The 23,195-nt window shown below is 67.0% G+C and carries 24 protein-coding genes; 2 read left to right on the top strand and 22 right to left on the bottom strand.

Going from position 1 to position 23,195, the window contains the following annotated elements; genetic code table 11:
* Nucleotides 1–31: 31 nt before the first annotated feature.
* The 6 genes from EJC49_RS04620 to EJC49_RS04595 all read right to left on the bottom strand — a co-directional run bounded on the left by EJC49_RS04620 (nucleotide 32) and on the right by EJC49_RS04595 (nucleotide 5,518).
* Nucleotides 32–1,060, bottom strand: coding sequence for a glucokinase (locus EJC49_RS04620; RefSeq protein ID WP_126698294.1), 1,029 nt, complete (start codon nucleotides 1,058–1,060; stop codon nucleotides 32–34).
* 7 nt (nucleotides 1,061–1,067) lie between these two features.
* Nucleotides 1,068–1,487 carry a methylglyoxal synthase gene (locus EJC49_RS04615; RefSeq protein ID WP_126698293.1) on the bottom strand — a complete coding sequence of 140 codons (420 nt, stop codon included), beginning with the start codon at nucleotides 1,485–1,487 and terminating at the stop codon, nucleotides 1,068–1,070.
* A 107-nt stretch (nucleotides 1,488–1,594) separates the two neighbouring features.
* Nucleotides 1,595–2,623, bottom strand: a complete 1,029-nt coding sequence (gene mepA, locus EJC49_RS04610) for a penicillin-insensitive murein endopeptidase (protein WP_126698292.1) — start codon at nucleotides 2,621–2,623, stop codon at nucleotides 1,595–1,597.
* Between the two features lie 128 nt (nucleotides 2,624–2,751).
* Nucleotides 2,752–3,663, bottom strand: a complete 912-nt coding sequence (locus tag EJC49_RS04605; protein WP_126698291.1) for an SDR family oxidoreductase — start codon at nucleotides 3,661–3,663, stop codon at nucleotides 2,752–2,754.
* Nucleotides 3,660–4,826: a tRNA epoxyqueuosine(34) reductase QueG gene (gene queG / locus EJC49_RS04600; protein ID WP_126698290.1), complete on the bottom strand. Its 1,167-nt coding sequence runs from the start codon at nucleotides 4,824–4,826 to the stop codon at nucleotides 3,660–3,662. Before queG ends, EJC49_RS04605 begins: the two co-directional genes overlap by 4 nt.
* Nucleotides 4,826–5,518: a glutathione S-transferase family protein gene (locus EJC49_RS04595; RefSeq protein ID WP_126698289.1), complete on the bottom strand. Its 693-nt coding sequence runs from the start codon at nucleotides 5,516–5,518 to the stop codon at nucleotides 4,826–4,828. The genes queG and EJC49_RS04595 overlap by 1 nt, the downstream gene beginning before the upstream one ends.
* Nucleotides 5,519–5,683: 165 nt before the next feature.
* Between EJC49_RS04595 and EJC49_RS04590 the strand changes: the two genes are divergently transcribed.
* Nucleotides 5,684–6,490 carry an undecaprenyl-diphosphate phosphatase gene (locus EJC49_RS04590; RefSeq protein WP_126698288.1) on the top strand — a complete coding sequence of 269 codons (807 nt, stop codon included), beginning with the start codon at nucleotides 5,684–5,686 and terminating at the stop codon, nucleotides 6,488–6,490.
* A 54-nt stretch (nucleotides 6,491–6,544) separates the two neighbouring features.
* Here EJC49_RS04590 and EJC49_RS04585 read toward each other — a convergent pair whose 3' ends face one another.
* The 3 genes from EJC49_RS04585 to EJC49_RS04575 all read right to left on the bottom strand — a co-directional run bounded on the left by EJC49_RS04585 (nucleotide 6,545) and on the right by EJC49_RS04575 (nucleotide 9,471).
* A complete protein-coding gene (locus EJC49_RS04585) occupies nucleotides 6,545–7,522 on the bottom strand; it encodes a complex I NDUFA9 subunit family protein (protein ID WP_126698287.1) in 978 nt (325 codons plus the stop codon).
* Nucleotides 7,523–7,657: 135 nt separating this feature from the next.
* On the bottom strand, nucleotides 7,658–7,849 hold the full coding sequence (locus EJC49_RS04580; protein WP_126698286.1) for a DUF2783 domain-containing protein: 192 nt from the start codon (nucleotides 7,847–7,849) through the stop codon (nucleotides 7,658–7,660).
* An 11-nt stretch (nucleotides 7,850–7,860) separates the two neighbouring features.
* The gene (locus tag EJC49_RS04575; RefSeq protein ID WP_126698285.1) at nucleotides 7,861–9,471 is read right to left on the bottom strand and encodes an FAD-dependent oxidoreductase; all 1,611 of its coding nucleotides are present in this window, start codon (nucleotides 9,469–9,471) and stop codon (nucleotides 7,861–7,863) included.
* 81 nt (nucleotides 9,472–9,552) lie between these two features.
* Between EJC49_RS04575 and EJC49_RS04570 the strand changes: the two genes are divergently transcribed.
* The gene (locus tag EJC49_RS04570) at nucleotides 9,553–9,870 is read left to right on the top strand and encodes a type II toxin-antitoxin system Phd/YefM family antitoxin (protein WP_210211750.1); all 318 of its coding nucleotides are present in this window, start codon (nucleotides 9,553–9,555) and stop codon (nucleotides 9,868–9,870) included.
* A gap of 252 nt (nucleotides 9,871–10,122) precedes the next feature.
* On the opposite strand, the gene EJC49_RS04565 is transcribed toward EJC49_RS04570, so the two are convergent.
* The 13 genes from EJC49_RS04565 to EJC49_RS04505 form a co-directional block, all read right to left on the bottom strand.
* Nucleotides 10,123–11,073: an MBL fold metallo-hydrolase gene (locus tag EJC49_RS04565; protein WP_126698284.1), complete on the bottom strand. Its 951-nt coding sequence runs from the start codon at nucleotides 11,071–11,073 to the stop codon at nucleotides 10,123–10,125.
* 267 nt (nucleotides 11,074–11,340) lie between these two features.
* Nucleotides 11,341–12,654, bottom strand: a complete 1,314-nt coding sequence (gene hmgA / locus EJC49_RS04560; protein WP_126698283.1) for a homogentisate 1,2-dioxygenase — start codon at nucleotides 12,652–12,654, stop codon at nucleotides 11,341–11,343.
* 128 nt (nucleotides 12,655–12,782) lie between these two features.
* A complete protein-coding gene (locus tag EJC49_RS04555; protein ID WP_126698282.1) occupies nucleotides 12,783–13,064 on the bottom strand; it encodes a hypothetical protein in 282 nt (93 codons plus the stop codon).
* An 84-nt stretch (nucleotides 13,065–13,148) separates the two neighbouring features.
* Nucleotides 13,149–14,759 carry a glycoside hydrolase family 43 protein gene (locus EJC49_RS04550; protein ID WP_126698281.1) on the bottom strand — a complete coding sequence of 537 codons (1,611 nt, stop codon included), beginning with the start codon at nucleotides 14,757–14,759 and terminating at the stop codon, nucleotides 13,149–13,151.
* A 102-nt stretch (nucleotides 14,760–14,861) separates the two neighbouring features.
* Nucleotides 14,862–15,920, bottom strand: coding sequence for an L-glyceraldehyde 3-phosphate reductase (gene mgrA / locus EJC49_RS04545; RefSeq protein WP_126698280.1), 1,059 nt, complete (start codon nucleotides 15,918–15,920; stop codon nucleotides 14,862–14,864).
* 38 nt (nucleotides 15,921–15,958) lie between these two features.
* Nucleotides 15,959–17,371, bottom strand: coding sequence for an NADP-dependent phosphogluconate dehydrogenase (gndA, locus tag EJC49_RS04540; protein WP_126698279.1), 1,413 nt, complete (start codon nucleotides 17,369–17,371; stop codon nucleotides 15,959–15,961).
* 120 nt (nucleotides 17,372–17,491) lie between these two features.
* The gene (locus tag EJC49_RS04535; protein WP_245453262.1) at nucleotides 17,492–17,833 is read right to left on the bottom strand and encodes a cupin domain-containing protein; all 342 of its coding nucleotides are present in this window, start codon (nucleotides 17,831–17,833) and stop codon (nucleotides 17,492–17,494) included.
* Nucleotides 17,834–17,846: 13 nt separating this feature from the next.
* On the bottom strand, nucleotides 17,847–18,605 hold the full coding sequence (gene kduD, locus EJC49_RS04530) for a 2-dehydro-3-deoxy-D-gluconate 5-dehydrogenase KduD (protein ID WP_126698277.1): 759 nt from the start codon (nucleotides 18,603–18,605) through the stop codon (nucleotides 17,847–17,849).
* The gene (gene kduI, locus EJC49_RS04525) at nucleotides 18,602–19,459 is read right to left on the bottom strand and encodes a 5-dehydro-4-deoxy-D-glucuronate isomerase (RefSeq protein WP_126698276.1); all 858 of its coding nucleotides are present in this window, start codon (nucleotides 19,457–19,459) and stop codon (nucleotides 18,602–18,604) included. Before kduI ends, kduD begins: the two co-directional genes overlap by 4 nt.
* A gap of 31 nt (nucleotides 19,460–19,490) precedes the next feature.
* Nucleotides 19,491–20,267 carry a FadR/GntR family transcriptional regulator gene (locus EJC49_RS04520; RefSeq protein WP_126698275.1) on the bottom strand — a complete coding sequence of 259 codons (777 nt, stop codon included), beginning with the start codon at nucleotides 20,265–20,267 and terminating at the stop codon, nucleotides 19,491–19,493.
* A 7-nt stretch (nucleotides 20,268–20,274) separates the two neighbouring features.
* Complete coding sequence (locus EJC49_RS04515; protein ID WP_126698274.1) at nucleotides 20,275–21,555, bottom strand: TRAP transporter large permease; 1,281 nt, start codon at nucleotides 21,553–21,555, stop codon at nucleotides 20,275–20,277.
* A gap of 3 nt (nucleotides 21,556–21,558) precedes the next feature.
* Nucleotides 21,559–22,143: a TRAP transporter small permease gene (locus tag EJC49_RS04510; protein ID WP_425358797.1), complete on the bottom strand. Its 585-nt coding sequence runs from the start codon at nucleotides 22,141–22,143 to the stop codon at nucleotides 21,559–21,561.
* A gap of 60 nt (nucleotides 22,144–22,203) precedes the next feature.
* A complete protein-coding gene (locus EJC49_RS04505) occupies nucleotides 22,204–23,181 on the bottom strand; it encodes a TRAP transporter substrate-binding protein (protein ID WP_126698273.1) in 978 nt (325 codons plus the stop codon).
* Nucleotides 23,182–23,195: the final 14 nt, after the last annotated feature.

Genomic DNA, 23,195 nt, shown 5'->3' with positions numbered 1-23,195 from the left:
GGCCGGTGGCGCCCATGGGCCGGGCCTCGCCTCAGGCCGCCGTCCAGCGGCGGCCGCGCGTCTCGACCCCGAACCGCGCCGGTGTGCGCGCGTAGGCGGCAAGGCCCGTCAGCGCCGCCAGCGGATGGGTGATGACGTAAATCGGGATCGCCTTCATCAGCGCGCTGTGCGGCGCCTTGTCCTCGAAGGCGGCGCGGAAGCGCGGATGCTTCAGCGCCTCGACGATCTTCTGGGCGATGCCGCCGGTGAGGTAGACGCCGCCCCGGCTCATGAACACCAGCGCGAGGTCCCCGGCGATCCGTCCGAGGCAGGTCACGAACATCTCCAGCGTCTCCACCGCGGTCGGGTCGCTGCCGGCGAGCCCGGCGGTGGTGATTTCGGCCGGCGTCGTGAAGGTGGCTTCGGTCCCGTCGGCCTTGGCGATGGCCCGATAGACGTTGACCAGCCCGCGGCCGCACAGAAGCTGCTCGCCCGAAATCCGCCCTTCGATCCGTTCGATGTGCGGGAACACCTCGAAATCGCGCGGGGTGCGGGGGCCCATGTCCATGTGGCCGCCTTCGCCCGGCACCGGAATCCAGGTCCGGCCGGCATGGATCAGCCCGGCGACGCCGAGCCCCGTTCCCGGTCCGAGCACCACGCGGCCAGCCGTCGCTTCCGCTTCTCCGGCGCCGATCTTGACCATGTGCTCCTCGCCGAGCGCGACCACGGCGAGCGCCTGGGCCTCGAAATCATTGAGCAGGACGATGTCCTCGAGCCCGAGCGTCCTTTGCATTTGCAGCGGCCGCACCACCCAGTCGCAGTTGGTGAGCTCGACCTCGTCGCCGTCGATCGGCCCGGCGACCGCCAGTACCGCCGAGCGCGGCATGATCGACGTGCGATCGAGGATCGACGCCTGGATGGCTTCGTCGATGTTGGCGAAGTCCGCAGTCTGCACGATCGGGAATTCCCGCGGCTCCGCATAGGAATCGACCAGCAGCGCAAAGCGCGCATTGGTGCCGCCGATGTCGCCGATCAACACCGGAAACTTCAGCATGGAAAGCGTCTCGCTTGACTGGGCCATGTCGTCTTCAACCATTCTCGGCCGAAGCGGTCGCCCCGGTCCGTCTGAGTGTGTCCGCCGCGGACAGAACGATCTCGGCCGTCGCCCTGTTCAACGCCATGGGGATATCATAGACCGTCGCCAGCCGCATCAAGGCCTTCACGTCCACGTCGTGCGGCAGCGGCGTGAGCGGGTCGACGAAGAAGAGCAGCACGTCGATGCGCCCTTCCGCGATCAGGGCGCCGATCTGCTGGTCGCCGCCGAGCGGCCCGCTCTTCAGCCGCGTCACAGCCAGAGCCGGGCAGGCATCCAGGATGCGGCCGCCCGTGGTCCCGGTCGCCACCAGCTCGCATGTCGCCAGGAAGCCGGCATGGGCGGTCGCGAAGGCAACCAGATCGTCCTTCTTCTGGTCATGCGCGATGAGCGCGAGACGCAATCTCTCCGCCACGGCTCGTGTCTTCCTTCTCGGCTCGGATGCAAGACGCTACTAAACCGATTTAGCGGGCTTTTGCAACGAGACGGCGACGCGCCGGGCGCGCGTCCTCGGCTTTCCCGTCAGCGCTGCGGACGCGGCGTCGGCACGGGGATCGCACCGGCGCGAACAGGCTCGTCGGCGCTCGCGGTCACGGTCACGGAGACGGCGGCCACAGTCGGCCGCCCGGGGCCGCTCAACGTCACCGAAGCTTCCGACGGCGGCGCCGGCGCGTTCAGCACCGCGCGGCAGGCTGCCGGCAGCGCGGCCATCGTCATGATGTCCCGCGCCTTCGGCGCGTCGGGGTTCTTGTTGGGCCGCCACGGCTCCTCGGTGAACCACCAGGCCAGCGACTTGTCGCAGCCTTCGCTGGCCGGCGCCGGTTCCTGTCCCTTGCAGCCGGCCGAGCCGGGCTGGCAGCCGATGCGGATGTGGAAGTGCGAATCATGGCCCCAGAACGGCCGCACCTTTCGCAGCCAGGTCCGGTCGCCCTTCACCGTGTCGCACAGCTTCTTCTTGATGCCGGGATGCACCAGGATGCGCTCCACCTCGCCATAGCTCGCCGCCCGCCGCAGCACTGCCTCGTGCGACCGCGTCCACACCTTGTCGTCGACGAGCAGGCCGCCGTCCTTGATCATCGACCGCGAACCGATGGTCTCGCGCTCCTGCGCGGTCAGGCGCCGATCGGGCATCGGCGTGAACCAGATGTCGGCGTCGAGGCCGATCTGGTGCGAGGCGTGGCCGCTCAGCATCGGGCCGCCGCGCGGCTGCGAGATGTCGCCGACCAGAAGGCCGTTCCAGCCGTCCTTCGCCGCGTCGCGCGAAAAGCGCTCCAGCAGCGTGATCATCGCCGGGTGACCCCAGCGCCGGTTGCGCGACAGGCGCATGGCCTGCCAGTTGGGGCCGTCGACGGCGATCGCCATGCCGCCGGCAAAGCAGCCCTTGGAGTAGAAGCCGAAGGATTCGGGCGCCGTGGCCGCCGGCAGCTTCTGCGCGCCGAACAGGGTCTTGGCCAGCGGCTCGGCAGCCGTGGCGGGGGCGGGCGCCAGAACCGCGCCGAAGAGGGCGGCCGCCAGCGTCGCGGCACGCAGCAGGAAAGCTGTCTGTCTCATCGCCGAACAGTCTCCACCGTTGGTGGCCTTTTCACGACCGCGCCGGCATGGTCCAGCCGGTCGCTTCAGGCCCGCCAGCCTGTGCGGCTCCGGTTACCGAAACCTTAACCGAACCGCTCGAATGCGAATCATACCATTTTTCGCCGCGTCGTTCGAACCTCGTCCGCCTCGCCGTGCCAGTCGTCCTCGCGCCACATGCGGGTCAACGCGGTCTCGTGGTCGGGATAGCCGAAGTCGAAGCCGGTCTGGCGGATCTTCGCATTGGATACGCGCTTGTTCTCGCCCCAGAACGACAAGGCCATCGGCGACATCACGGCATCCTCGAAGGCCACCTCCGGCGGCGGCTCGACGCCCATCAGCCCGGCCGCGAAGCTGATCACGTCCTGCGGCGGGCAAGGCCGGTCGTCGCTGACGTTGTAGACGCCGCCAAGGCTGAGGCCGCCAAGATGCTCCAGCGCGGCTGCGATGTCGGCCACATGGATGCGGTTGAACACCTGGCCTTCGCGGATTACCCGCTTGGCCGTGCCGCTGGCCAGGTTCACCAGCGCGTTGCGCCCCGGCCCGTAGATGCCCGACAGCCGCAGCACCGCAACCGGCACGCCGCGTGCGCGCCCGATCTCCAGCCAGCCCGCCTCCGCCTTCAGCCGCTCGGTGGAGCGTTGCGCGCTCGGCCGGCATTCGCTGTCCTCGTTCACCCAGGCGCCGTCATGGTCGCCATACACGCCGACGGTCGACAGATAGCCGATCCACTCCAGCGCCGGCATCGCGGAAAGGATCGTCTCCCGCGCCACGGCCAGCACCGGGTCGTCGCCATTCTGCGGCCCGGCCGAGATCACGAGATGCGTCGTCTCGGCCAGCAGCGCGCGCGCCTCGGGTGAAAGGTCCGCGCCGTCGAACAGCACCGGCCGCATGCCGTCGCGCGACAGCGCGTCGAACTTCCCGGCCGAGCGGGTGGTGCCGGCGATCCACTCCGCCTTCCCCTCCATGCGCCTTGCAAAGGCCCGGCCCGAATAGCCGGCGCCGAAGATGAAGATCCTCATGCGTGAACGTCCTCGTGATGGTCGTTGGTCTCGAAGGCTTCGCGCCATTCGTCGGCGGTCTCCGCGTCGTCGCCCTGCTTGGCGTGCAGGCGGCGCAGTTCGTCCGGTTCCAGCAGGCGCGCGACGGCCCAGATCGCGGCGCCGCGCACCAGTGGCGAAGGGTCCGCGAGAAGCGCCGCGCAAAGCGGGCCGAGCGCGGCATCGCCCGAATTGCCGGCCGCGATCAGCGCGTTGCGAATGAAGCGGTCGCGGCCGATCCGCTTGATCGGCGAGCCGGAAAAGGCCTCCCGGAAACCGGCATCGTCGAGCGTCAGCAGGTCGGCCAGCGGCGGCGCCCGCCGGTCGTCGCGCGCGGCGAGCTTGGCCTCCGAGGCGGTGCGGGCAAACTTGTTCCACGGGCAGGCCGCCAGGCAGTCGTCGCATCCGTAGATCCGGTTGCCGATCAGCGCCCGGTACTCGTGCGGGATCGGTCCCTTGTGCTCGATCGTCAGGTAGGAGATGCAGCGCCGCGCATCGAGTTGATAGGGCGCTGGAAATGCGTCGGTCGGACAGATGTCGAGACAGGCCCGGCACGAGCCGCAGTGGTCGCGATCCGGCTCGTCGGCGTCGAGTTCGGCCGTGGTGAAGATCGAGCCGAGGAACAGCCAGGAGCCGAAGTCGCGGCTGACGAGATTGGTGTGCTTGCCTTGCCAGCCGAGACCGGCGGCAGCGGCCAGCGGCTTTTCCATCACCGGCGCGGTGTCGACGAAAACCTTCACGTCGGCGCCCGCCTTCGCCGCGAACTGGCCGGCCAGGATCTTCAGCTTGCCCTTCATCACGTCGTGATAGTCGCGGTTCTGCGCATAGACCGAGATCGCCGCGCGGGACCGGCGTTTCAGCACTGCCAGCGGATCATGTTCCGGTCCGTAGTTCATGCCTAGCATGACGACGCTGCGAACCTCGCCCCACAGCCGGCTCGGCGAGCCGCGGCGATCCATGGTTTCGGGAATCCAGTCCATCGTGCCGTGCCGCCCCTGGCGGACGAATTCGGCAAGGCGCATGGCGGCCTGCGGTGCGGCATCCGGCCGCGTGACCCGCAGCACGTCGATCCCGGCGTCACGGGCGGCCGCGTCGAGAAAGGCCCGCAGCCGGCTCCTGTCGGGCCGTGCGGCGCCCCCGCCCATCAGAAATCGAGGTCCGCGTAGTGGGAGACCGGCGGCAGCCCCGACACCCGGTCGGCGAGCAGCGGCCTGAACGATGGTCGCGACTTGATGCGCACGTACCAGTCCCGCGCCGCCGGATAGTCGCTCCAGTCGATCTCGCCCAGATAGTCGAGCACCGACAGCGAGCCCGCCGCTGCCAGGTCCGCATAGCTCAGCGTCTCGCCGGCCAGCCAGTCGCGGGTTCCGGCCAGCCAGTTGGTATACTTCATGTGCGGCTTCAGGTTGGCGCGCGCCACGCGGATCGCCTGCGCGTCCGGCGAGCCGCCACCCTGCTCGCGCGGCATCATCGGCTTGAACGCCCGTTCGCGCGCCAGGTGCTTGGTCACCTCGGCGTCGGTCTTGCCGAGATACCAGTCGACCAGCCGGCGGGCTTCGGCCCGCGCAAACGGGTTTTCGGCAAACAGGCGCCGCTCGCGCTTGATCGCGCCGCGCGTCTCGTCGAGATATTCGGCGATGACGGTCGCGCCCACGATGGCTGCATCGCCTTCTGCCAGCAGCACCGGCAGGCTGCCGGCCGGATTCAGCGACAGGAATTCCTTGCGCCGCACCCACGGTTTCTCTTCGATCAGGGCAAGCTCCTCGCCGAACTCGCCAAAGACGAGACGGACGAAACGGCAGGAGGCGACGAGAGGATGATGAAACAAGGTCAGCATGGGGCGACTGAATACAACCCTGTGGCGTTTTCGCGACTGCGGCGGTAAGAGCGACCGGCGCTCCGGAGCGTCCGCGGCCCGATCGAAGGAGGCCCGTGCTATAGGGGCATGCGGGCATCATGACAAGCAAGCCGCCCTTCTCGCCTCTCTCGAACGGAATCTCACATGGACAGCCATAGCATCGTGGAAGCCCTACTCCTTGGCCTCCTGGAGGGGCTAACCGAGTTCATTCCGGTTTCCTCCACCGGGCATCTCCTGCTCGCGGGCCATTTTCTCGGCTTCGAATCAGCCGGCAAGTCCTTCGAGGTGCTGATCCAGCTCGGCGCCATCCTGGCCATCCTGACCGTCTATTTCGGCCGGCTGTGGAAGATGCTGACCGACTTTCCGGGCGATCCGCGCACGCGCCGCTTCGTGCTCGGCATCCTCATCGCCTTCTTGCCCGCCGCCGTCATCGGTGCCCTGGCGCATGGCTTCATCAAGGCCGTGCTTTTCGAATCGCCGATGCTGATCTGCGTGATGCTGATCCTCGGCGGCATCATCCTGATCTGGGTCGACCGCTGGGCGTTGAGACCGCGCTACACCGACGTGATGGACTATCCGCTCGGCCTCTACCTGAAGATCGGCCTGTTCCAGTGCCTGGCGATGATTCCGGGAACCTCGCGTTCCGGCGCCACCATCGTCGGCGCGCTGCTGATGGGCACCGACAAGCGTTCGGCGGCGGAGTTCTCCTTCTTCCTCGCCATGCCCACCATGGCCGGCGCCTTTGCCTACGATCTCTACAAGAACCACGACATTCTCTCGGCCGATGACCTGTTGATCATCGCCATCGGTTTCGTGGCGTCCTTCGTGGTGGCGATCTTCGTCGTCCGCTCGCTGCTCGACTTCGTGTCGAAGCGCGGCTACGGGCTGTTCGGCTGGTGGCGGATCGTCGTCGGCTCCGTCGGCCTCGCGGCACTGCTCATCTGGGGATGAGCCGCCCGGCGGCGCGGCGCCTCCGCCCGGTTCCGCCGGGCGAGGCCGTGCGGCTCAGGAGGTGACGCTGCCGGTCGTGTACTGGCCGGCGCGGCGGAAGCGCCACAGGTAGGTCGGCAGGATCGCCTGCAGCGATTGCGGCCGGATGCCGAGACCTTCCAGCGTGCGACCCTCGCGGATGGCGGCTTCGGACACGACGTTGTCGACGGCGAGCTGAAGCAGCTGGTCGCGGGTGAGCAGCGGGTTTGGCAGCAACTCCAGCACCGAGGCCTTCATCCGCGCCAACGGCCACGGCACGCTCACGAGCCAGCGTTTGCGCTCGATCACCTCGAGCATCCGCTCCATGCATTCGCGGAAGGAGAGCACCTCCGGTCCGCCGAGGTCGTAGCTCGTTCCGCCGGCAAGCGTGCCGTCGGCGGCGCGTGCGGCCGCTTCCGCCACATCGGCCACGTAGACCGGCTGGAATTTCGTCTTGCCGCCGCCGATCAGCGGCAGCACGGGCGAGAAGCGCGCCATCTCGGCGAAGCGGTTGAAGAAGGAATCCTCGGGGCCGAAGATGATCGACGGCCGCAGGATCACGGCGTCCGGCACGGCCTCCAGCACCGCCGCCGCACCGGCGGCCTTGCTGCGGGCATAGTCCGACCGGGAATCCGCATCCGCGCCGATGGCGCTGATCTGGGTCATCGAGATGCCGTTGGCCCGGCACACCTCGGCGATCGCCTGCGCGCCGAAGCTCTGCACCGACGAGAAGCGCTGGCGGCCGCTTTCATGCAGGATGCCGACGCAGTTGATGGCGTAGTCGGCGCCCTCCAGCGCCCGCTCGATCGTCCAGCGATAGCGCAGATTGGCCTGGATGGGCTGGATCTGGCCGACATTGCCGAGCGGCTGCAGATGGCCCGCCAGATCCGGCCGGCGGCAGGCGACCCGCACCCGGTAGCCGCGCTTGGCCAGCGTCCGCACGATGTGCCGGCCGACGAAGCCGGAGCCTCCGAATACGGTGACCAGTTTGGGCGTGGATACGATCAGCGCCATCGAATTGTCCTCGTCTGGGTCTGCCCGCACGGACGCGCCGCGCGAGAGCCGAATGCCTGCGGTCCTCATAATCCGTTTCGCCGCAAAGGCAAAGCGCGGCGAATGATCTCGCGCGCCGTCCGTGCTGCGGTGGGCTCAGCCGTCCCGGGCAGCCGCCATCGCTTCCGACAGCACCGCCCGGTCGCCGATGTGGTTGGCGAGGATGAGGATCAGCCGCGCGTTCACCGCGTCGCTTTGCGCCTTGCTCAGCCCCTCGTGCAGGGCCAGCAGCTCGGCGTAGAAATCGTCGGGGCGCGGAATGTTGGGCGTGGTGACGAGCGTGTTCATGTCCATGGTCCTCATGCGCGCCCGGTGGCCCTGGCCAGCGCGGCCGCGACGGCGTCGGCGTCGTAATTGGTCCAGCGCGCCGCCACGTGCTGGTCGGGGCGCATCAGGTAGACCGCGCTTCCGGCCGAGCCGAGATAGCGCTCGGCCAGCATGCCGCTTGGATCGTCGGCCGCCGTCAGCGCGATCCGCTCCACCGCGATCTGGTCGAAGTCGAGCCGGTCCGGCGCATCCGCGTCGATCGTCATCAGCCGGAAGCCGCCGCCCAGCCGGTCGCTCAGCCAGCCGCCCTTCACCGGGGCGTCTGCGGCCGGCGTGCCGGGCCGGGTGCGCGCCGGGAGCCCTGCAGCGTCCGGTCCGTTGAGCGGCAGGCCGTCATAGGCGCAAGGCACCGACAGCCGCCCCGAATTCACCAGCGGCCGGGCGAAGCCGTACCGCTCCGACAGGTCGAGCACCGCATCGCGAAACAGCCGGCTCGTCTCCGATTTCGGCGTGATGAAGTCGGTCGAGCGGGTGGAGTTGAGGATGTTCTCGTCGGCGCCGTGGACGCGCTCGACATCGTAGCTGTCGAGCAGGCTCTCGGGTGCTGCGCCGTCGATGACGAGCTTCAGCTTCCAGGCGAGATTGTCGGTGTCCTGGATGCCGGAATTCGCCCCGCGCGCGCCGAAGGGCGACACCTGGTGCGCGGAATCACCCGCAAAGATCACCGGCCCGTGCCGGAAGCGCTCCATGCGGCGGCACTGGAAGGTGTAGATCGACACCCATTCCAGCTCGAAGGCCACGTCCTCGCCCAGCATCGCCTTCAGCCGCGGGATCACCTTCTCCGGCTTCTTCTCCTCGTCCTTGTCGATGTTCCAGCCGAGCTGCAGGTCGATGCGCCAGATGCCGTCGGGCTGCTTGTGCAGCAGCGCCGACTGACCCTTGTTGAAGGGCGGGTCGAACCAGAACCAGCGCTCGGTCGGGAACTCGGCCTCCATCTTCACGTCGGCGATCAGGAAGTTGTCCTCGAACACGCGCCCGACGAAATCGAGCCCGAGCATCGCGCGAACGGGGGAGTTGGCGCCGTCGCAGGCGATCAGCCAGTCGGCGGCCAGCCGGTAGGGCCCGTCCGGCGTCTCGACCGACAGCGTCACGCCGTTGGCCTGGCGCTCCACGGCGGTCACCCGGCTGCCGCCGCGGATTTCGATCGGCTTGCCCTGGGCGGCCAGTTCCGTCACCCGGTCCACCAGGTACTTCTCGAGATGATATTGCTGGAGATTGATGAAGGCCGGCCGCTTGTGCCCTTCCTCGGGCAGCAGGTTGAAACCGTAGACCTGCCGGTCGCCGAAGAACACCTTGCCCAGGTTCCAGGTCACGCCCTTTTCGACCAGGCCCGGGTCGCCGCCCAGCCGGTCGAGGATTTCCAGCGTGCGCTTGGAAAAGCAGATGGCGCGCGAGCCGAACGACACCTTGTCGTTGTCGTCGAGGACCACAACCGGCACGTCCTTCATGGCGAGATCGATGGCGGCGGCAAGCCCCACGGGCCCCGCGCCGACCACGATCACCGTGTGGCGCCTGGGCTCGGCCGCATCCTGGTCGGGCGAGCGCGTGTAGGGATAGAGCGGCGTCTCGAAGATGCGGGTCATGAGAGGCATCCTGGCTGGTGGGCGCCGGATTTGTCGGCCGGCCCGGATTGGCTTAGATTGAGACGAAACAGGGTGTCTGCCATGAACGAGCCTGCACGGCTGGCCAGCGCGATCCGCGTGACGGCAGAGGAGGCCGAGGCGCGCATCGGCGAACTCCTGCGCCGCGCCGATGCCGGCGAACGCATCGAAGTCACCCGCGACGGGAAACTGGTGGCGGAACTGTCGGCAACGGAAACGCCCGCCGCGCCGAAGCTGCCGCGCGTCGGTGCTTTCGAGGGCCAGTTCGAACTTCCAGAAAACTGGGACGAACTCGGTCCCGAATGGGATGAGTACGTGACCCAACCCGCGACGCCGTCATCCTCGGGCTTGTCCCGAGGATCTGCCGACGGGTCTCGGTAGATCGAAACCTCCCCGTACGGCGCATGGGCGAGGCGGTCGGCGCAGTGACCGTTGGGTCCCATGGGCGACGCACGGCAGATCTTCGGGACAAGCCCGAAGATGACGGCGCGCGAAGGTTCGTCGCCCCCTCCGGCTCTGTTGCTCCGTCTGGCTATGCCGCCCACGCAGCGCCTGCCGCCCGGTCCGGCCATGCTCCCCGGTCCCGATCTGTTGCCTGATCCCCCGCCCATCCGGCTCCTCCCGGGCTGCGCTTCAGCCTTGCAGCCGCTCCCACATCTGCTGGTCGCGCTCGGCGGTCCAGATGCGCGGCGTGTCGATGCCCAGCGCCTCGTCATAGGCGCGCGCCACGTTGAAGGGCAGGCAGTGCTCGTAGATCGCATACGAAGCGAACTTCGGGTCGCAGGCCGCGCGGCAGGCGTCCCAGGCCTCCTTCAGCGAACCGCCGCCCTGCGCGACGCGGGCGATCGGCCGGTATGTCGAGGCAACGAAGTCGGCGGTGTTGTCGAGTGCGGAATTGACCATCTCCTCGCCCACCAGTGCATCGCCGCGTCCCGGCGCGATGGCGTCCAGCCCGTAGGCGCGGATCGCCTCCAGCGTCGCCGGCCAGTCGGCGAAATGCGCGTCGCCACAATAGCAGGCCGAGTGGTATTCCACGAGATCGCCGGTGAACATCACGTTGGCATCCGGCACGTGGGCGACGATGTCGCCGGCCGTATGGCCGCGTCCGAGGAACGTCAGGTCGACGCGCCGCTTGCCGAGAAACAGCGTCATGGCGTCGGTGAAGGTCATGGTCGGCCAGGTCAGGCCGGGAATGGACTCGTGCCCCTGGAACAGGCGCGGGAAGCGGCCGAATTCGGAATCCCAGTCTTCCTGCCCGCGCTCCACCACCATGGCGCGCGCCTTGGCCGACATGATCGTCTCCGACGCGCCATAGGCCGAGGCCCCGAGCACGCGCACGGCGTGGTAGTGGGTCAGCACGACATACTTGATCGGCTTGTCCGTGACGGAGCGGATCTTCTCGATCACCTTGTTGGCGAGCCGGGGCGTTGCCTGCGCGTCGACGATCATCACCGAATCGTCGCCGATGATGACGCCGGTGTTGGGGTCGCCCTGGGCGGTGAAGGCCCACAGGTCGCGTCCGATCTCGGTGAAGGAGATCTCCTTCTCGGTCATGTCTCCGGCGGAGGCGAATTGCTTGGCCATGTCTCTTCCCTTGCTTTCAATCAGGTCGTGCGTCGTTCGAGGCTCGCCTCGCAAATGTCTTGTCCCCGTTCGGGGCGTCGTTAGGGCTCGCACCCCGGGAAGCCGGCGCTTGGCGCGAACCGTCCTCGCTGTGTGTTCAGCGCCCTATCCTCGTCGCCACGGTGCGTCTATCGCGAAGGCGGACGCGCCGACCCTCATCCAGGGTGTGCGAACGCGGCGAGCCTCCGCCCCTCATCCTGAGGTGCGAGTGCAGCGAGCCTCGAAGGATCAGCTCCAGTCCCCCTCGATCGTGCCGTTGAAGCGCTTCTTCAGCCCGTCCCAGCAGTCCACGTAATTGTCCTGCAGCGTGTCCAGTTCGGCGGCGTAGCGGGTCAGGAGCTGCGGAAAGCGCGTTTCGAACATGAACGCCATCGTGTGGTCGAGCTTCACCGGCTTCAGTTCGGCCCGCGACGCCTTGTCGAAGCCGTCTGCATCGGGACCATGCGCCAGCATCATGTTGTGCAGGCTCATGCCGCCCGGCACGAAGCCTTCCTCCTTGGCGTCGTACTTGCCATGGATCAGCCCCATGAACTCGCTCATGATGTTGCGATGGTACCAGGGCGGGCGGAACGTGTTTTCCGCCACCATCCAGCGCGGCGGGAAGATCACGAAGTCGATGTTGGCGGTGCCTTCCTCGCCGGATGGCGCGGTCAGCACCGTGAAGATCGACGGATCGGGATGGTCGAACAGGATCGCGCCCACCGGCGAGAAGGTCGACAGATCGTATTTGTACGGCGCGTAATTGCCGTGCCAGGCCACCACGTCGAGCGGCGAATGCCCCATCCCGGTGACGTGGAAGCCGCCGCACCACTTCACGATCAGCCGGCAGGGCGTTTCCTTTTCCTCATACCAGGCGACCGGCGTCTTGAAATCGCGCGGGTTGGCCAGGCAGTTGGCGCCGATCGGTCCGCGATCCGGCAGGGTGAACTTGGCGCCGTAGTTCTCGCACATGTAGCCGCGGGCCGGGCCGTCCATCAGCTCCACCTTGAAAGTGAGGCCGCGAGGCAACACGCAGATTTCGCCCGGCAGCACTTCCATCACGCCCATTTCGGTCACGAAGCGCAAGCCACCCACCTGCGGCACCACCATCAGCTCGCCATCGGCGTTGAAGAAATGGTCGTCCACCATGTCGGTATTGGCGACGTAGATGTGCGCCGCCATGCCTGCTTGCCCGAACACGTCGCCGGCCGTGGTAACCGTGCGTACCCCGGCAATGAAATCGGTCGGCTCCGTCGGCATCGGCACCGGGTTCCAGCGCAGCTGGCCGAGCGGCAGGTCGTGGTCGCCGGCGTTCGGCGCCGACTTCCACAACGGGTAGGTCGCGGCCGAAAAGCGGCCGTGATGCTTCACCGAAGGCCGGATGCGATAGAGCCAGGAGCGCTCATTGGTGCCGCGCGGGGCGGTGAAGGGCGAGCCTGAAAGCTGTTCGGCATAGAGCCCGTAGGCCGGGCGTTGCGGCGAGTTGCGTCCCTGCGGCAGCGCGCCGGCCAGCGTCTCGGTTTCGAAGTCGTTGCCGAAGCCCGGCATGTAGGCAAAGGTCACGGAAAGCCTCCCTCGTCCGGCGGTCGGACCGCCTGCCGATCAATTCGTTGCGTTCGTAACCATTGAAAATGTAACTATCAACCGCGGCGGCAAGGGCCGGTCGGGGTCTGGCGCCGGAACGGGTCCGCTCAGCAGGTCATCGCGATGGTGCAGCGCCATGCATCCCGGGTGCTCACCGTATAGGCCCGGGGCTGCTGGCCCTCGCCCTCGCATTGGAGGGTGGATGCCTGCGAAACCGGAACGCCGACCTTCACCGGCACCGCGAACTTGCCGTTGGCGATGACCTGGATGACGCCGTGCTTCTCGTAGTAGGTGACGGCTTGCTTGCAGGTCATCTCGTCCGCCAGTTGGGCGAAGGCGGGAGCGGCGATCAGGGCCATGGCCGCCGCAAAAACGAACTTCCTCAACATGCTGCCTCCCATCTCCAACAAGCCGACAGGTTAACCCGATCGGTCGCAAGATCAAGCACAAGCAGGAAACATGAAGAACGTTGCCTACCGGGGCGTATAGGTGAAGCTGTCGAAATCGGCCGGTCTTGCCCGGCCGCTGGTGTCGAAGGCGGCCATGCCCACGAAGGCGCCGGTGAAGGACGCGTGCTCTCCGCGGCCCCCTTCGTCGGAGATCAGGCTGGCGTCGAGAACCTCGCCGATGTCCGTCCAGTCCGCCGCGCCCAGCCTGTAGCGGAAGCGCAGCGCCGCCCCCCGAACCTCGGCGGCCAGACCGACGGGACCGTCCCCGCCGATCGTCAACGGCTCATCCAGCCCGAAGGTCAGGCGGCCGTTCTGCCAGTCGCCGAGGCAAGACATGATCTGGAGCACGCGACCCTTGCCAGGATGGAAGGTGACGGCGAGGAAGTGGAACTTGTGCCGGTTGTAATAGTGCACCAGCCCGGCGGCCTGCTGGTAGGTCTCTGGTGCAAACGCCACCGCCGTCTCGGCGTCGAAATCCCAGTCTTCCTGCCGCCGCGCCACCAGCGCCTGCTCGAACCAGCTGCCGATCGACTCGCGCCCGAAGAGCCTGAGGTGTCCAGGCCGCTCTGCAAGCGAAAACAGGCGCTCGGGCAGCGGCGTGCGCAGCCACTGGAAGTCGAGGGGCAGCGCCGGCTCGTCGAAATCATGGCGAACGGCTGGACGAACGACCGGCGTCGGCGCGCCGGCCGGCGCCTCGACCTCGAGCGCCGGCACCAGGCCGCCATGAACCAGCCGCAGCCAGCCGTCCTCGCCCCAGACGCATTTCTGGATCGCCGTCTCGCGCCCGAGCGGCGAGCGCCGCGTGCCGGGCAGGGGCCGCGAGCACAGATGCGTATGGTAGACCGTCCCGTCCGCCATCTCGACGATCTGGCCGTGGCCGTTGCGCTGCAACGGCGCGTCGGGCGCGTCCTTGGCGGTGATCAAATGGATGTCGGGGTGCAGTTCGTAGGGGCCAGCGATGTCGCGCGAGCGCGCCATGGTGACGGCATGGTCGTAACCCGTGCCGCCCTCGGCGGTGGTGAGGTAGTACCAGCCGTTTCGCTTGAAGAGATGCGGCCCCTCGACCAGCCCGTGCGGGCTTCCGGCGAAGATGTTGCGGATCGGCCCGACGAGTTGTCCGGCTTCCGCGTGATACTCCTGCATGAGAATGCCGTCGAAGGACGGGTGCTTGGGGCTGCCGCCGACGCCGTTCGACACGTGGCACCACTGCATGTTCAGGAACCACTTCTTCCCGTGGTCGTCATGGAACAGCGACGGGTCGAAGCCGCTCGAATTGACGTAGACAGGGTCCGACCACGGCCCCTCGATCGACGGCGCGGTGACGATGTAGTTGTGCGCGTCCTTGAAGTTGCCCTCCAGCCGCTTCACGTCGGTGTAGACCAGCCAGAACAGCCCGTCGGCATGGCTGAGGCAAGGCGCCCAGATGCCGCCCGAATCCGGGTTTCCGCGCATGTCGAGCTGGCTCGCGCGGGTGAGGGGCCGCGTCACCAGTCGCCAGTTCACTAGGTCGGTCGAGTGGTGGATCTGCACGCCCGGATACCACTCGAAGGTCGAGGTGGCGATGAAGAAGTCGCCGCCGACGCGGCAGATCGAGGGGTCCGGGTTGAAGCCCGGCAGGATCGGGTTGCGGATCATGGCTTGCTTTCTTCCTCCAGATGACGACGCCATCTGTAACGTTACAGATTTGTGGCGCAAGACAGGATCGGCGTTCCGGCCCCGTCGCGCCGCCGAAGGGGGCTACCGCGCCGGGCCCTGCCGTTCCGCCGAGGCGGCCCAGATGTTGATGTCGCCTTCGCGCGCGTACTGGTCGATCTCGGCCAGTTCCTCGGCGCTGAAATGCGGGTTCTTCAACGCGCCGACGCTGTCTTCCACCTGCTCGGGGCGGCTCGCGCCGATCAGCGCGGTGGTGACGCGGCCCCCCGAGCCCTGGGCGCGCAACACCCAGGCGATCGCCATCTGCGCCAGCGTCTGGCTGCGCCGTTTCGCGATCGTGTCGAGCGCGCGGATGTTCTCGATGGTGCGTTCGTTGAGAAAGGACGGGCGCAGCGACTTGCCTTGCGCAGCGCGGCTGTCTTCGGGGATCCCGCCGAGATATTTCGACGTCAGCATGCCTGGCGCCAGCGGCGAGAACACGATGGTGCCGATGCCGAGGTCGGACACGGTGTCCAAGAGTCCGTCCTCCTCCACCCACCTATTGATCATCGAATAGCTCGGCTGATGGATCAGGCAGGGCGTGCCGAGATCCTTCAGGATCGCCGCGGCCTCGCGCGTGCGTTGCGAATTGTAGGACGAGAGGCCGGCATAGAGCGCCTTGCCGGAGCGCACCGCTTGGTCGAGCGCGCCCATCGTCTCCTCCAGCGGCGTTTCGGGATCGAAGCGGTGCGAATAGAAGATGTCGACATAGTCGAGCCCGAGCCGCTTCAGGCTCTGGTCGAGCGAGGACAGCAGGTACTTGCGGCTGCTCCACTCGCCATAGGGGCCGGGCCACATGCCGTAGCCGGCCTTGGTCGAGATGACCATCTCGTCGCGATAGCCGGCGAAATCGGTGCGCAGGATCTCGCCGAAGGCGGTTTCGGCCGCGCCGGGCGGCGGACCGTAATTGTTGGCGAGGTCGAAATGCGTGATGCCGAGGTCGAAAGCCTTGCGGCAGATGGCTCGCTTGGTGCGATGCGGCATATCCTCGCCGAAATTGTGCCACAGCCCGAGCGACACGGCCGGCAGCTTCAGCCCGGAACGGCCGCAGCGGTTGTAGGTCATCGTCTGGTAGCGGTCGTCCGCCGGTGTCCACTGGGCCATGCGGCCTCCCTCTGATGCTCTCGGAATGAACCGACGGCTCAGCCGCCCCACGGCCCGTGATGTGCGCCCGATGCGTCGATCCGCTCGAATCCATGCGCGCCGAAGAAATCGCGCTGCGCCTGTATCAGGTTCGCGGTGCCGCGCGCGGCGCGATAGGCATCGAAATAGGCGAGCGCCGCCGAAAGGGCCGGCACCGGAATGCCGGCGAGCGCTGCCCGCGCAACCGTCCGGCGCAGCGCCGGCACGGACTCCTTCATCAGGTCCACGAAGCGCGGCGCCGCCAGCAGGTTGGCGACGTCTCCGTCCTCGAAGGCCTCGGCGATCGTATCCAGGAACTGCGAGCGGATGATGCAGCCGGCCCGCCAGATGCGGGCGATCGTGGCCATCGGCAGGCCCCAGTCGAATTCCTTCGACGCCGCCTCCATCACCGCGAAACCCTGCGCGTAAGCGGCGATCTTGCCGGCGAACAGGGCGAGTTCCAGGTCGTCGATCGCGTTGCGCCCCTCGGCACGCTCGAAACCCTTCGTCGGCGTGCCGTAGAGCGCCTCGGCGGCCCCGCGCTCGGCCATCAGTGCTGAGAGACCTCGCGCGGCCACCGCCGCCTCGATCGCGGTTGCCGGTACGCCCATCATCTGCGCCTCGATAACTGCCCACCGCCCCGTGCCTTTCTGGCCCGCGCTGTCGACGATCACGTCGACCATCGGCCGGCCGGTCGCGGGATCGGCCTCCGTTAGCACCTTGGCCGTGATCTCGATCAGGTAGGATTCCAGCCGCCCGCCGTTCCACCGCTCGAACAGCCGCGCCATGGCGTCGGTGTCGAGCCGCGCTCCGTCGCGCAGCATGCCGTAGATTTCGGCGATCATCTGCATGTCGGCATATTCGATGCCGTTGTGGATGGTCTTGACGAAATGCCCGGCGCCATCGGTGCCGAGCCACGCCACACAGGGCGCGTCTTGATATTTCGCCGAGATCGCGGTCAGCACGGCCTTGACGCGCAGCCAGGAGGCCCGCGTTCCACCGACCATGATGGAGGGGCCATGCCGCGCGCCTTCCTCGCCGCCCGAGACGCCCATGCCGATGAAGGTGAGGCTCGAACCGTCCAGCTCGGAAAATCGGCGCATCGTGTCGCGGAAATTGGCGTTGCCGGCATCGATCAGGATGTCGTCGGCCGACAAGAGCGGCCGCAGCGCCGCGATCTGCTCGTCGACGGCCGCACCCGCCTGCACCATCAGGATGATCGGCCGCGGCGGCCGGATTGCCGCGACGAGGTCTTCCAGCGTCTCGCAGGGTACGATCATGTCGGCGAGCGCGCCTGCCGTCTCGACGAAGCGGCTCGTCCGCTCGGTCGTACGGTTCCACACCGCTACGCGGTATCCATTCTCGGCAATGTTCAGCGCCAGGTTCGAGCCCATGACGCCGAGCCCGATCAGTCCGATTTCCGCCTGCTGCATGGTGTTTGTCTGTGTCCGGGAATGGATGCGGGGTTGGAGGCCGAAAGATGGACCGGCGGGATGGCTTGGTCAACGCGTTCCGAAGGCGGTTGGACAGCGCGGATCAACGCTGCCTTACCTTCACGCGGGGGTGAGAAAATCCTGCCTGGCCGGCGTGAAGCTGTCGACCAGCAGTCCGGATTCCAGTGCGCGCACGCCGTGCACCGCGTTCGATGGCACGATGAAGCTCTGGCCCTTCGACAGAACTTCCGTCACGCCGTCGATCGTCACCTCGAAGCTGCCCTCCGCCACATAGGACGCCTGGATGTGCGGATGATTGTGAAGCTTGCCCACGGCGTCCTGCTCGAACGCGAACTCCACGATCATCAACTGATCGTTGTGGGTGAGGATGCGCCGCCTGACGCCCGGATCGGTCGGCGTCCATTGGCTGTCGCTCGGGCGGACGAAAATCGCACTGTCCATGGTCATGGTTCTCCTATCGCGCCAGCCAGCCGCCATCGACGGGTATCACGGCGCCATGAACGTAGCTTGACGCGTCGCAGGCCAGGAACACGGCCGTCCCGCCGATGTCGGAGGCCTGGCCCCAGCGGCCGGCCGGGATGCGCTTCAGAATGTCTTCGCGCCGCACCGGGTCGTTGCGCAGCGCCTCGGTGTTGTTGGTCTCGATGTAGCCCGGCGCGATGGCGTTGACGTTGATGCCTTTCGCCGCCCACTCGTTGGCGAGGATCTTCGTCAGTCCGGCGAGCCCGCTCTTCGACGCCGTGTAGGAGGCAACGCGTATGCCGCCCTGGAAGGAGAGCAGCGACGCGACGTTGACGATGCGGCCCGGGCGTTCGGTCGCGAAGGCCTTGCGGGCGAAGGCCTGGCACAGCAGGAAGACGGACTTCAGGTTGACGTCCATCACCGCGTCCCAGTCGTCTTCCGTGAAGTCGACCGCATCGGCGCGGCGGATGATGCCGGCATTGTTGACGAGGATGTCGATAGGACCGTGCGCATTCCAGGCGCCGTCGAACATCGCCGCCACACCGGCCGTGTCGCCGAGATCGGCTGAAATCTCGACCAGCTTGCCGCCCTCAGCCTCAATCGTAGCTCGGGTCTCGGCCATCGAAGACCGCCCGACGGCCAGGATTTCCGCGCCGGCCTGCGCCAGCGAGACGGCGATGCCCTGGCCGATCCCTGTGTTGGCGCCGGTCACCATCGCCCGGCGCCCCGTCAGGTCGAAGACGCTTCTCAACGAAGGTCTCCCATGCCGACGGGATCGACGTCTGTGTAATCGACATTGTCACCGGCCATCGCCCAGATGAAGGCGTAGTTGGAGGTGCCGGCGCCGGAATGGATCGACCAGCCGGGCGACAGGATCGCTTCCTCGTTGCGCACGACGAGATGGCGCGTCTCGTCCGGCTCGCCCATGAAGTGGAAGACGCAGGCGTTGTCGGCCAGCGCGAAGTAGAGATAGGCCTCCGAGCGCCGGTCGTGAACGTGGCAGGGCATGGTGTTCCAGACCGAGCCGGCGACGAGTTGCGTCATGCCGACCACGAGTTGGCAGGTTCTGGCTCCCTCGGGATGCACGAACTGGAAGATCGAGCGCTCGTTGGAAGTCTCGCGGCTGCCGAGATCGAGCCGCTTGGCGTCGTCGATCTGGATGAGCCGGGTCGGGTGTGTCTGGTGAGCTGGCGCGCTGAGAAGATAGTATTTCGCGGGAGAACTCGCGTCGTCCGAGGCGAAGCGGACGTCCTGCGCGCCCATCCCGACATAAATCATGTCGCGCGCTCCCAGCGCAAAGCGCTCGCCTTCGACTGTTACGGTGCCCGCGCCGCCGATGTTGACGGCGATCAGCTCGCGCCGATCGAGAAAGGCTATCGTTCCTGTCGGCTTGATCGCCTCCAGCGAAAGCGTCCCGTCGACGGGCAGGGCACCGCCGACGATCATGCGGTCGTAATGCGTATAGGTCAGGGACACGAGGCCCGGCTTGAACAGGTCCGGAATGTGGAAATGGTGCCGCAGTTCGTCGGTGCCCATGGCGGCGCCCGCGGCGGGGTCGATCGCGAAGCGCGACGAATACTCGGTGTTGGCAAGTTTATGTGTCATGAACCTTCTCTTGGCTGCGCGATCGCGTGCGTCACGATCCGCGGGGGCGGGAGGCCGTGGTAATGGTCGCGGGATCGAACCCCGCGAGACGCTCCCGGTAACGTTGCTGGCTGGCGGTGAGGTGCGCGCGCATGGCGTCGCGGGCCGCCTGGCCGTCTCCAGCGGAGATGGCCTTGATGATCTTCCAGTGCTCGCGCTGCAGACCGACCTGGTAGTCCACCGTCAGGACGCTCTCGGTGCCCCAGGGGGAAGCCACGTCGCATGGGATCGTGCGGCCGCCAAGCGCGTCCAACACTTCGACGTAGAATGGGTTGTTGGTGGCGGCCGCGATCGCGCGGTGGATGGCAAAGTCCGATTTTCCCGTGGCCTGCCTCGCCCCGAGCTGGCGGTCGAAATCGGCATACGCCTCGTAGATGCGCGCCTCCTGGGCGCTGTTGCGCCGTTGCGCGGCCAGCGCAGCCGACTCGATCTCGATGCCCATACGCACCTCCAGCACGTTGAGCGCGTGGCTGATCTTGTTGCCGACCTCGGCCGATATCAGGCTGAAGGCGCTTGCCGGCTGCTCGACGACGAAGACGCCGGCGCCTTGGCGCGGCTCCACCAGGCCGTCGGCGGCGAGCGCAGCGATTGCCTCGCGCACCACAGTGCGGCTGACACCATAGGTCTGCGTCAAGCGGCTCTCTGTCGGCAGCTTCTGGCCGGGGGCCAGCGTTCCGGCGATCAGCTGCTGGCGCAGTTCGGCCACCACCCGGTCGGCAAGTTTCGGCCGCCGCTCCGGCCTGGGTTCCTGGAGGATGGTCTCGCTCATCGCGTCCTCACTTGAACACGCTGGGCAGCCACAGCGACAACGCCGGCACGTAGGTGATCAAGCCGAGCACGATCAGGCCCGCGCCGTAGAACGGCCAGATCGAGCGCATCGCGCGCCAGACGCTGATCTTGCCCACCGCACAGGCCACGAACTGCACCGCGCCCACCGGCGGTGTGTTCAGGCCGATGCCGAGATTGAGGATCATGATCACGCCGAAATGCACCGGGTCGACGCCATAGGCCTGCGCCACCGGCAGGAAGATCGGCGTGGCGATGATGATCAGCGGCCCCATGTCCATGAAGGTGCCGAGCCCGAGCAGCAGGAAGTTCATAAGGAGCAGGATGACGTATGGATTTTCCGATACCGCGTTCATCGCCGCCACCAGCGAGGCCGGCACCCGCAGGAACGCCATCAGCCAGGAAAACGCCGCCGCCGTGCCGATGATCAGGAGCACCATGGCCGTGGTGCGAACCGCGCCCAGCGTCGCGTCCACGAAGGCTTCCCACTTCATCTGACGGTAGACGAACACCGTTACCAGCAGCGCGTAGAGCACCGCCACGCAGGAGCTTTCCGTGGCAGTGAAGATGCCCGCCCGCACACCGCCGAAAATGATGGCGATCAGGAGCAGGCCGGGCACGGCGACGGCTGCGAGATGCGCCACCGCCTGGAAGCCGGGGAAGGGCTCCGTCGGGTAGCCGCGGCTCTTGGCCACGAAATAGGCGGTGATCATCAGCGCGCCCGCCAGCATCAGTCCGGGGATGATGCCGGCCGTGAACAGGTCGGCGATCGAGATTTTCCCGCCCGCCGAGATCGAATAGATGATCATGTTGTGCGAGGGCGGCAACAGCAGCGCGATCAGCGCCGACATGGAGGTGACGTTGACGGCATAGTCGACGCCGTAGCCGCGCGCCTTCATCTGCGGGATCATCAGCCCGCCGACGGCGGCCGCCTCCGCCACCGCCGAACCGGAAATGCCGCCAAACAGCGTCGAGGCGGCGATGTTGACCTGTCCCAGCCCGCCGCGCAGGTGCCCGACCAGCGATCCGGCGAAGGCGACGATGCGGCTGGCGATGCCTCCGCGCACCATCAGGTCGCCGGCATAGATGAAGAAGGGGATGGCGAGCAGCGAAAAGACGCTCATGCCCGAGTTCAGCCGCTGGAACACAACCAGCGGCGGCAGGCCCATGTAGGCCACCGTGGCGAAGCTCGCGACGCCGAGGCAGAACGCGATCGGCGTGCCGATCAGCATCAGCGTCACGAAGGTGCCAAAGAGGATCCACAGTTCCATGGTTCAACCCTTCGTCCCGGTGATGTCGCTCGCGGCGTCGAGCTCAACCTCCGCTTCGGGACTCGCGAGCTCCAGTCCCTCGTCGACCGGCGCGCCCGCCAGCCGCAGCACGATTCGCTCGATGGTGAACAGCGACACGAGGATGCCGCCGCCGACCACTGGCATGTAGTCGAAGGCGCCGGAGATGCCGAGCGAGGGAAGAATCGCGTTCCAGGTCAGCTGCACGAGCTGGAGCCCGTAATAGATCATGCCCAGACCGAAGGTCAGGATGACGAGATCGGAAATCATGCGCAGCACGCGCTTGCCGCCGCGCGGAAGGATGTAAAGCAGGATGTCGAAGCCGAGATGATTGTTCTCGCGCACGCCTACGGCGGCGCCGAGAAAGATGAACCAGCTCATCAGCATCACCGCGCCCGGCTCGGTCCAGCTGGGGCTGTCGTTGAGCACGTAGCGGCAGTAGACTTGGTAGGCCACCATGCCGGTCATGACGACCAGCCCGGCGCCGGCGGTCCACAGCGCGGTCGTGCTGATCATCCCGAGCAGGCGGGCCGTGGCGGCGAGGGCGCCGGAACCCTGGTTGTGTTGCATCGTGTTCGCGCCTTCGCGAGAAAGGGCGCGGCTTTCGCCGCGCCCCGTCCGCCGATTGCCTTACTGGACGGCCCGGATGCGCTCGACGAGGCTCTTCAGCTTGTCGTCGGTCACATGCTTTTCATAGACCGGGCCCATCGCGTCGATGAAGGGCTGCTTGTCCGGTGTGGTGATCTGCGAACCGGCGTCCTCGACCATCTTTCGCGATGCTTCCTCGCGGGCGGCCCACAGCTCGCGCTGCTTGGCGACCGAGTCACGCGCCGCCTGCTTGACCAGCGCCTGGTCGTCGGCCGACAGTTTGTCCCAGGACGACTTCGCCATCACCAGAACTTCCGGCACGATCAGGTGCTCGTCGAGCGAGTAGTGCTTGGCGACCTCGGAGTGCTTGGCGGATTCGTAGCTCGGGAAATTGTTCTCCGCGCCGTCGATGACGCCCGTCTCGATCGAGGAGTAGACCTCGCCATAGGGCAGCGGCACGGCATTGGCACCGAGCGCCGCGACCATGTCGACGAAGATGTCGGACTGCATGACGCGGAACTTCATGCCCTTGAGGTCCTCGACCGAGTTGATCGGCTTCTCGCGGTTGTAGAAGGAGCGCGCGCCGCCATCGTAGTAGGCGAGCCCGACGAGGCCATGCGCTTCGAAGCCGGAGAGGATGTCGGCACCGATGTCGCCATCCATCACCTTGTGCATGTGTTCGACGGAGCGGAAGATGTAGGGTAGCGAGACGACGCGTGTCTCTGGCACCAGTCCGTTGAACGGACCCATCGACACGCGATTGAGGTCGATCACGCCGGCGCGCGTCTGCTCGATCGTGTCTTTCTCCTCGCCCAGCTGGGCCGAATGGTAGACCTCGACGGCGATGCGGCCGGCGGAGCGCTCCTTCAGCAACTCGCCCATGTACTTGACCGCTTCCACCGTTGGATAACCATCCGGGTGCGTGTCGGACGAACGCAGCAGGATGTCCTGTGCGTAGGCGGCTGTGCACAATGCGACCGAAACGGCGAGAGCCGCGGTCAGTTTCCTCATCAGGTTCATGGTTTCCTCCCTGT

This window comes from Aquibium carbonis, assembly GCF_003970795.1.
GTDB lineage: Bacteria > Pseudomonadota > Alphaproteobacteria > Rhizobiales > Rhizobiaceae > Aquibium > Aquibium carbonis.
The sequence above is the reverse complement of the archived record's forward strand: the minus strand, read 5'-3'. Positions and strand labels throughout refer to the sequence as shown.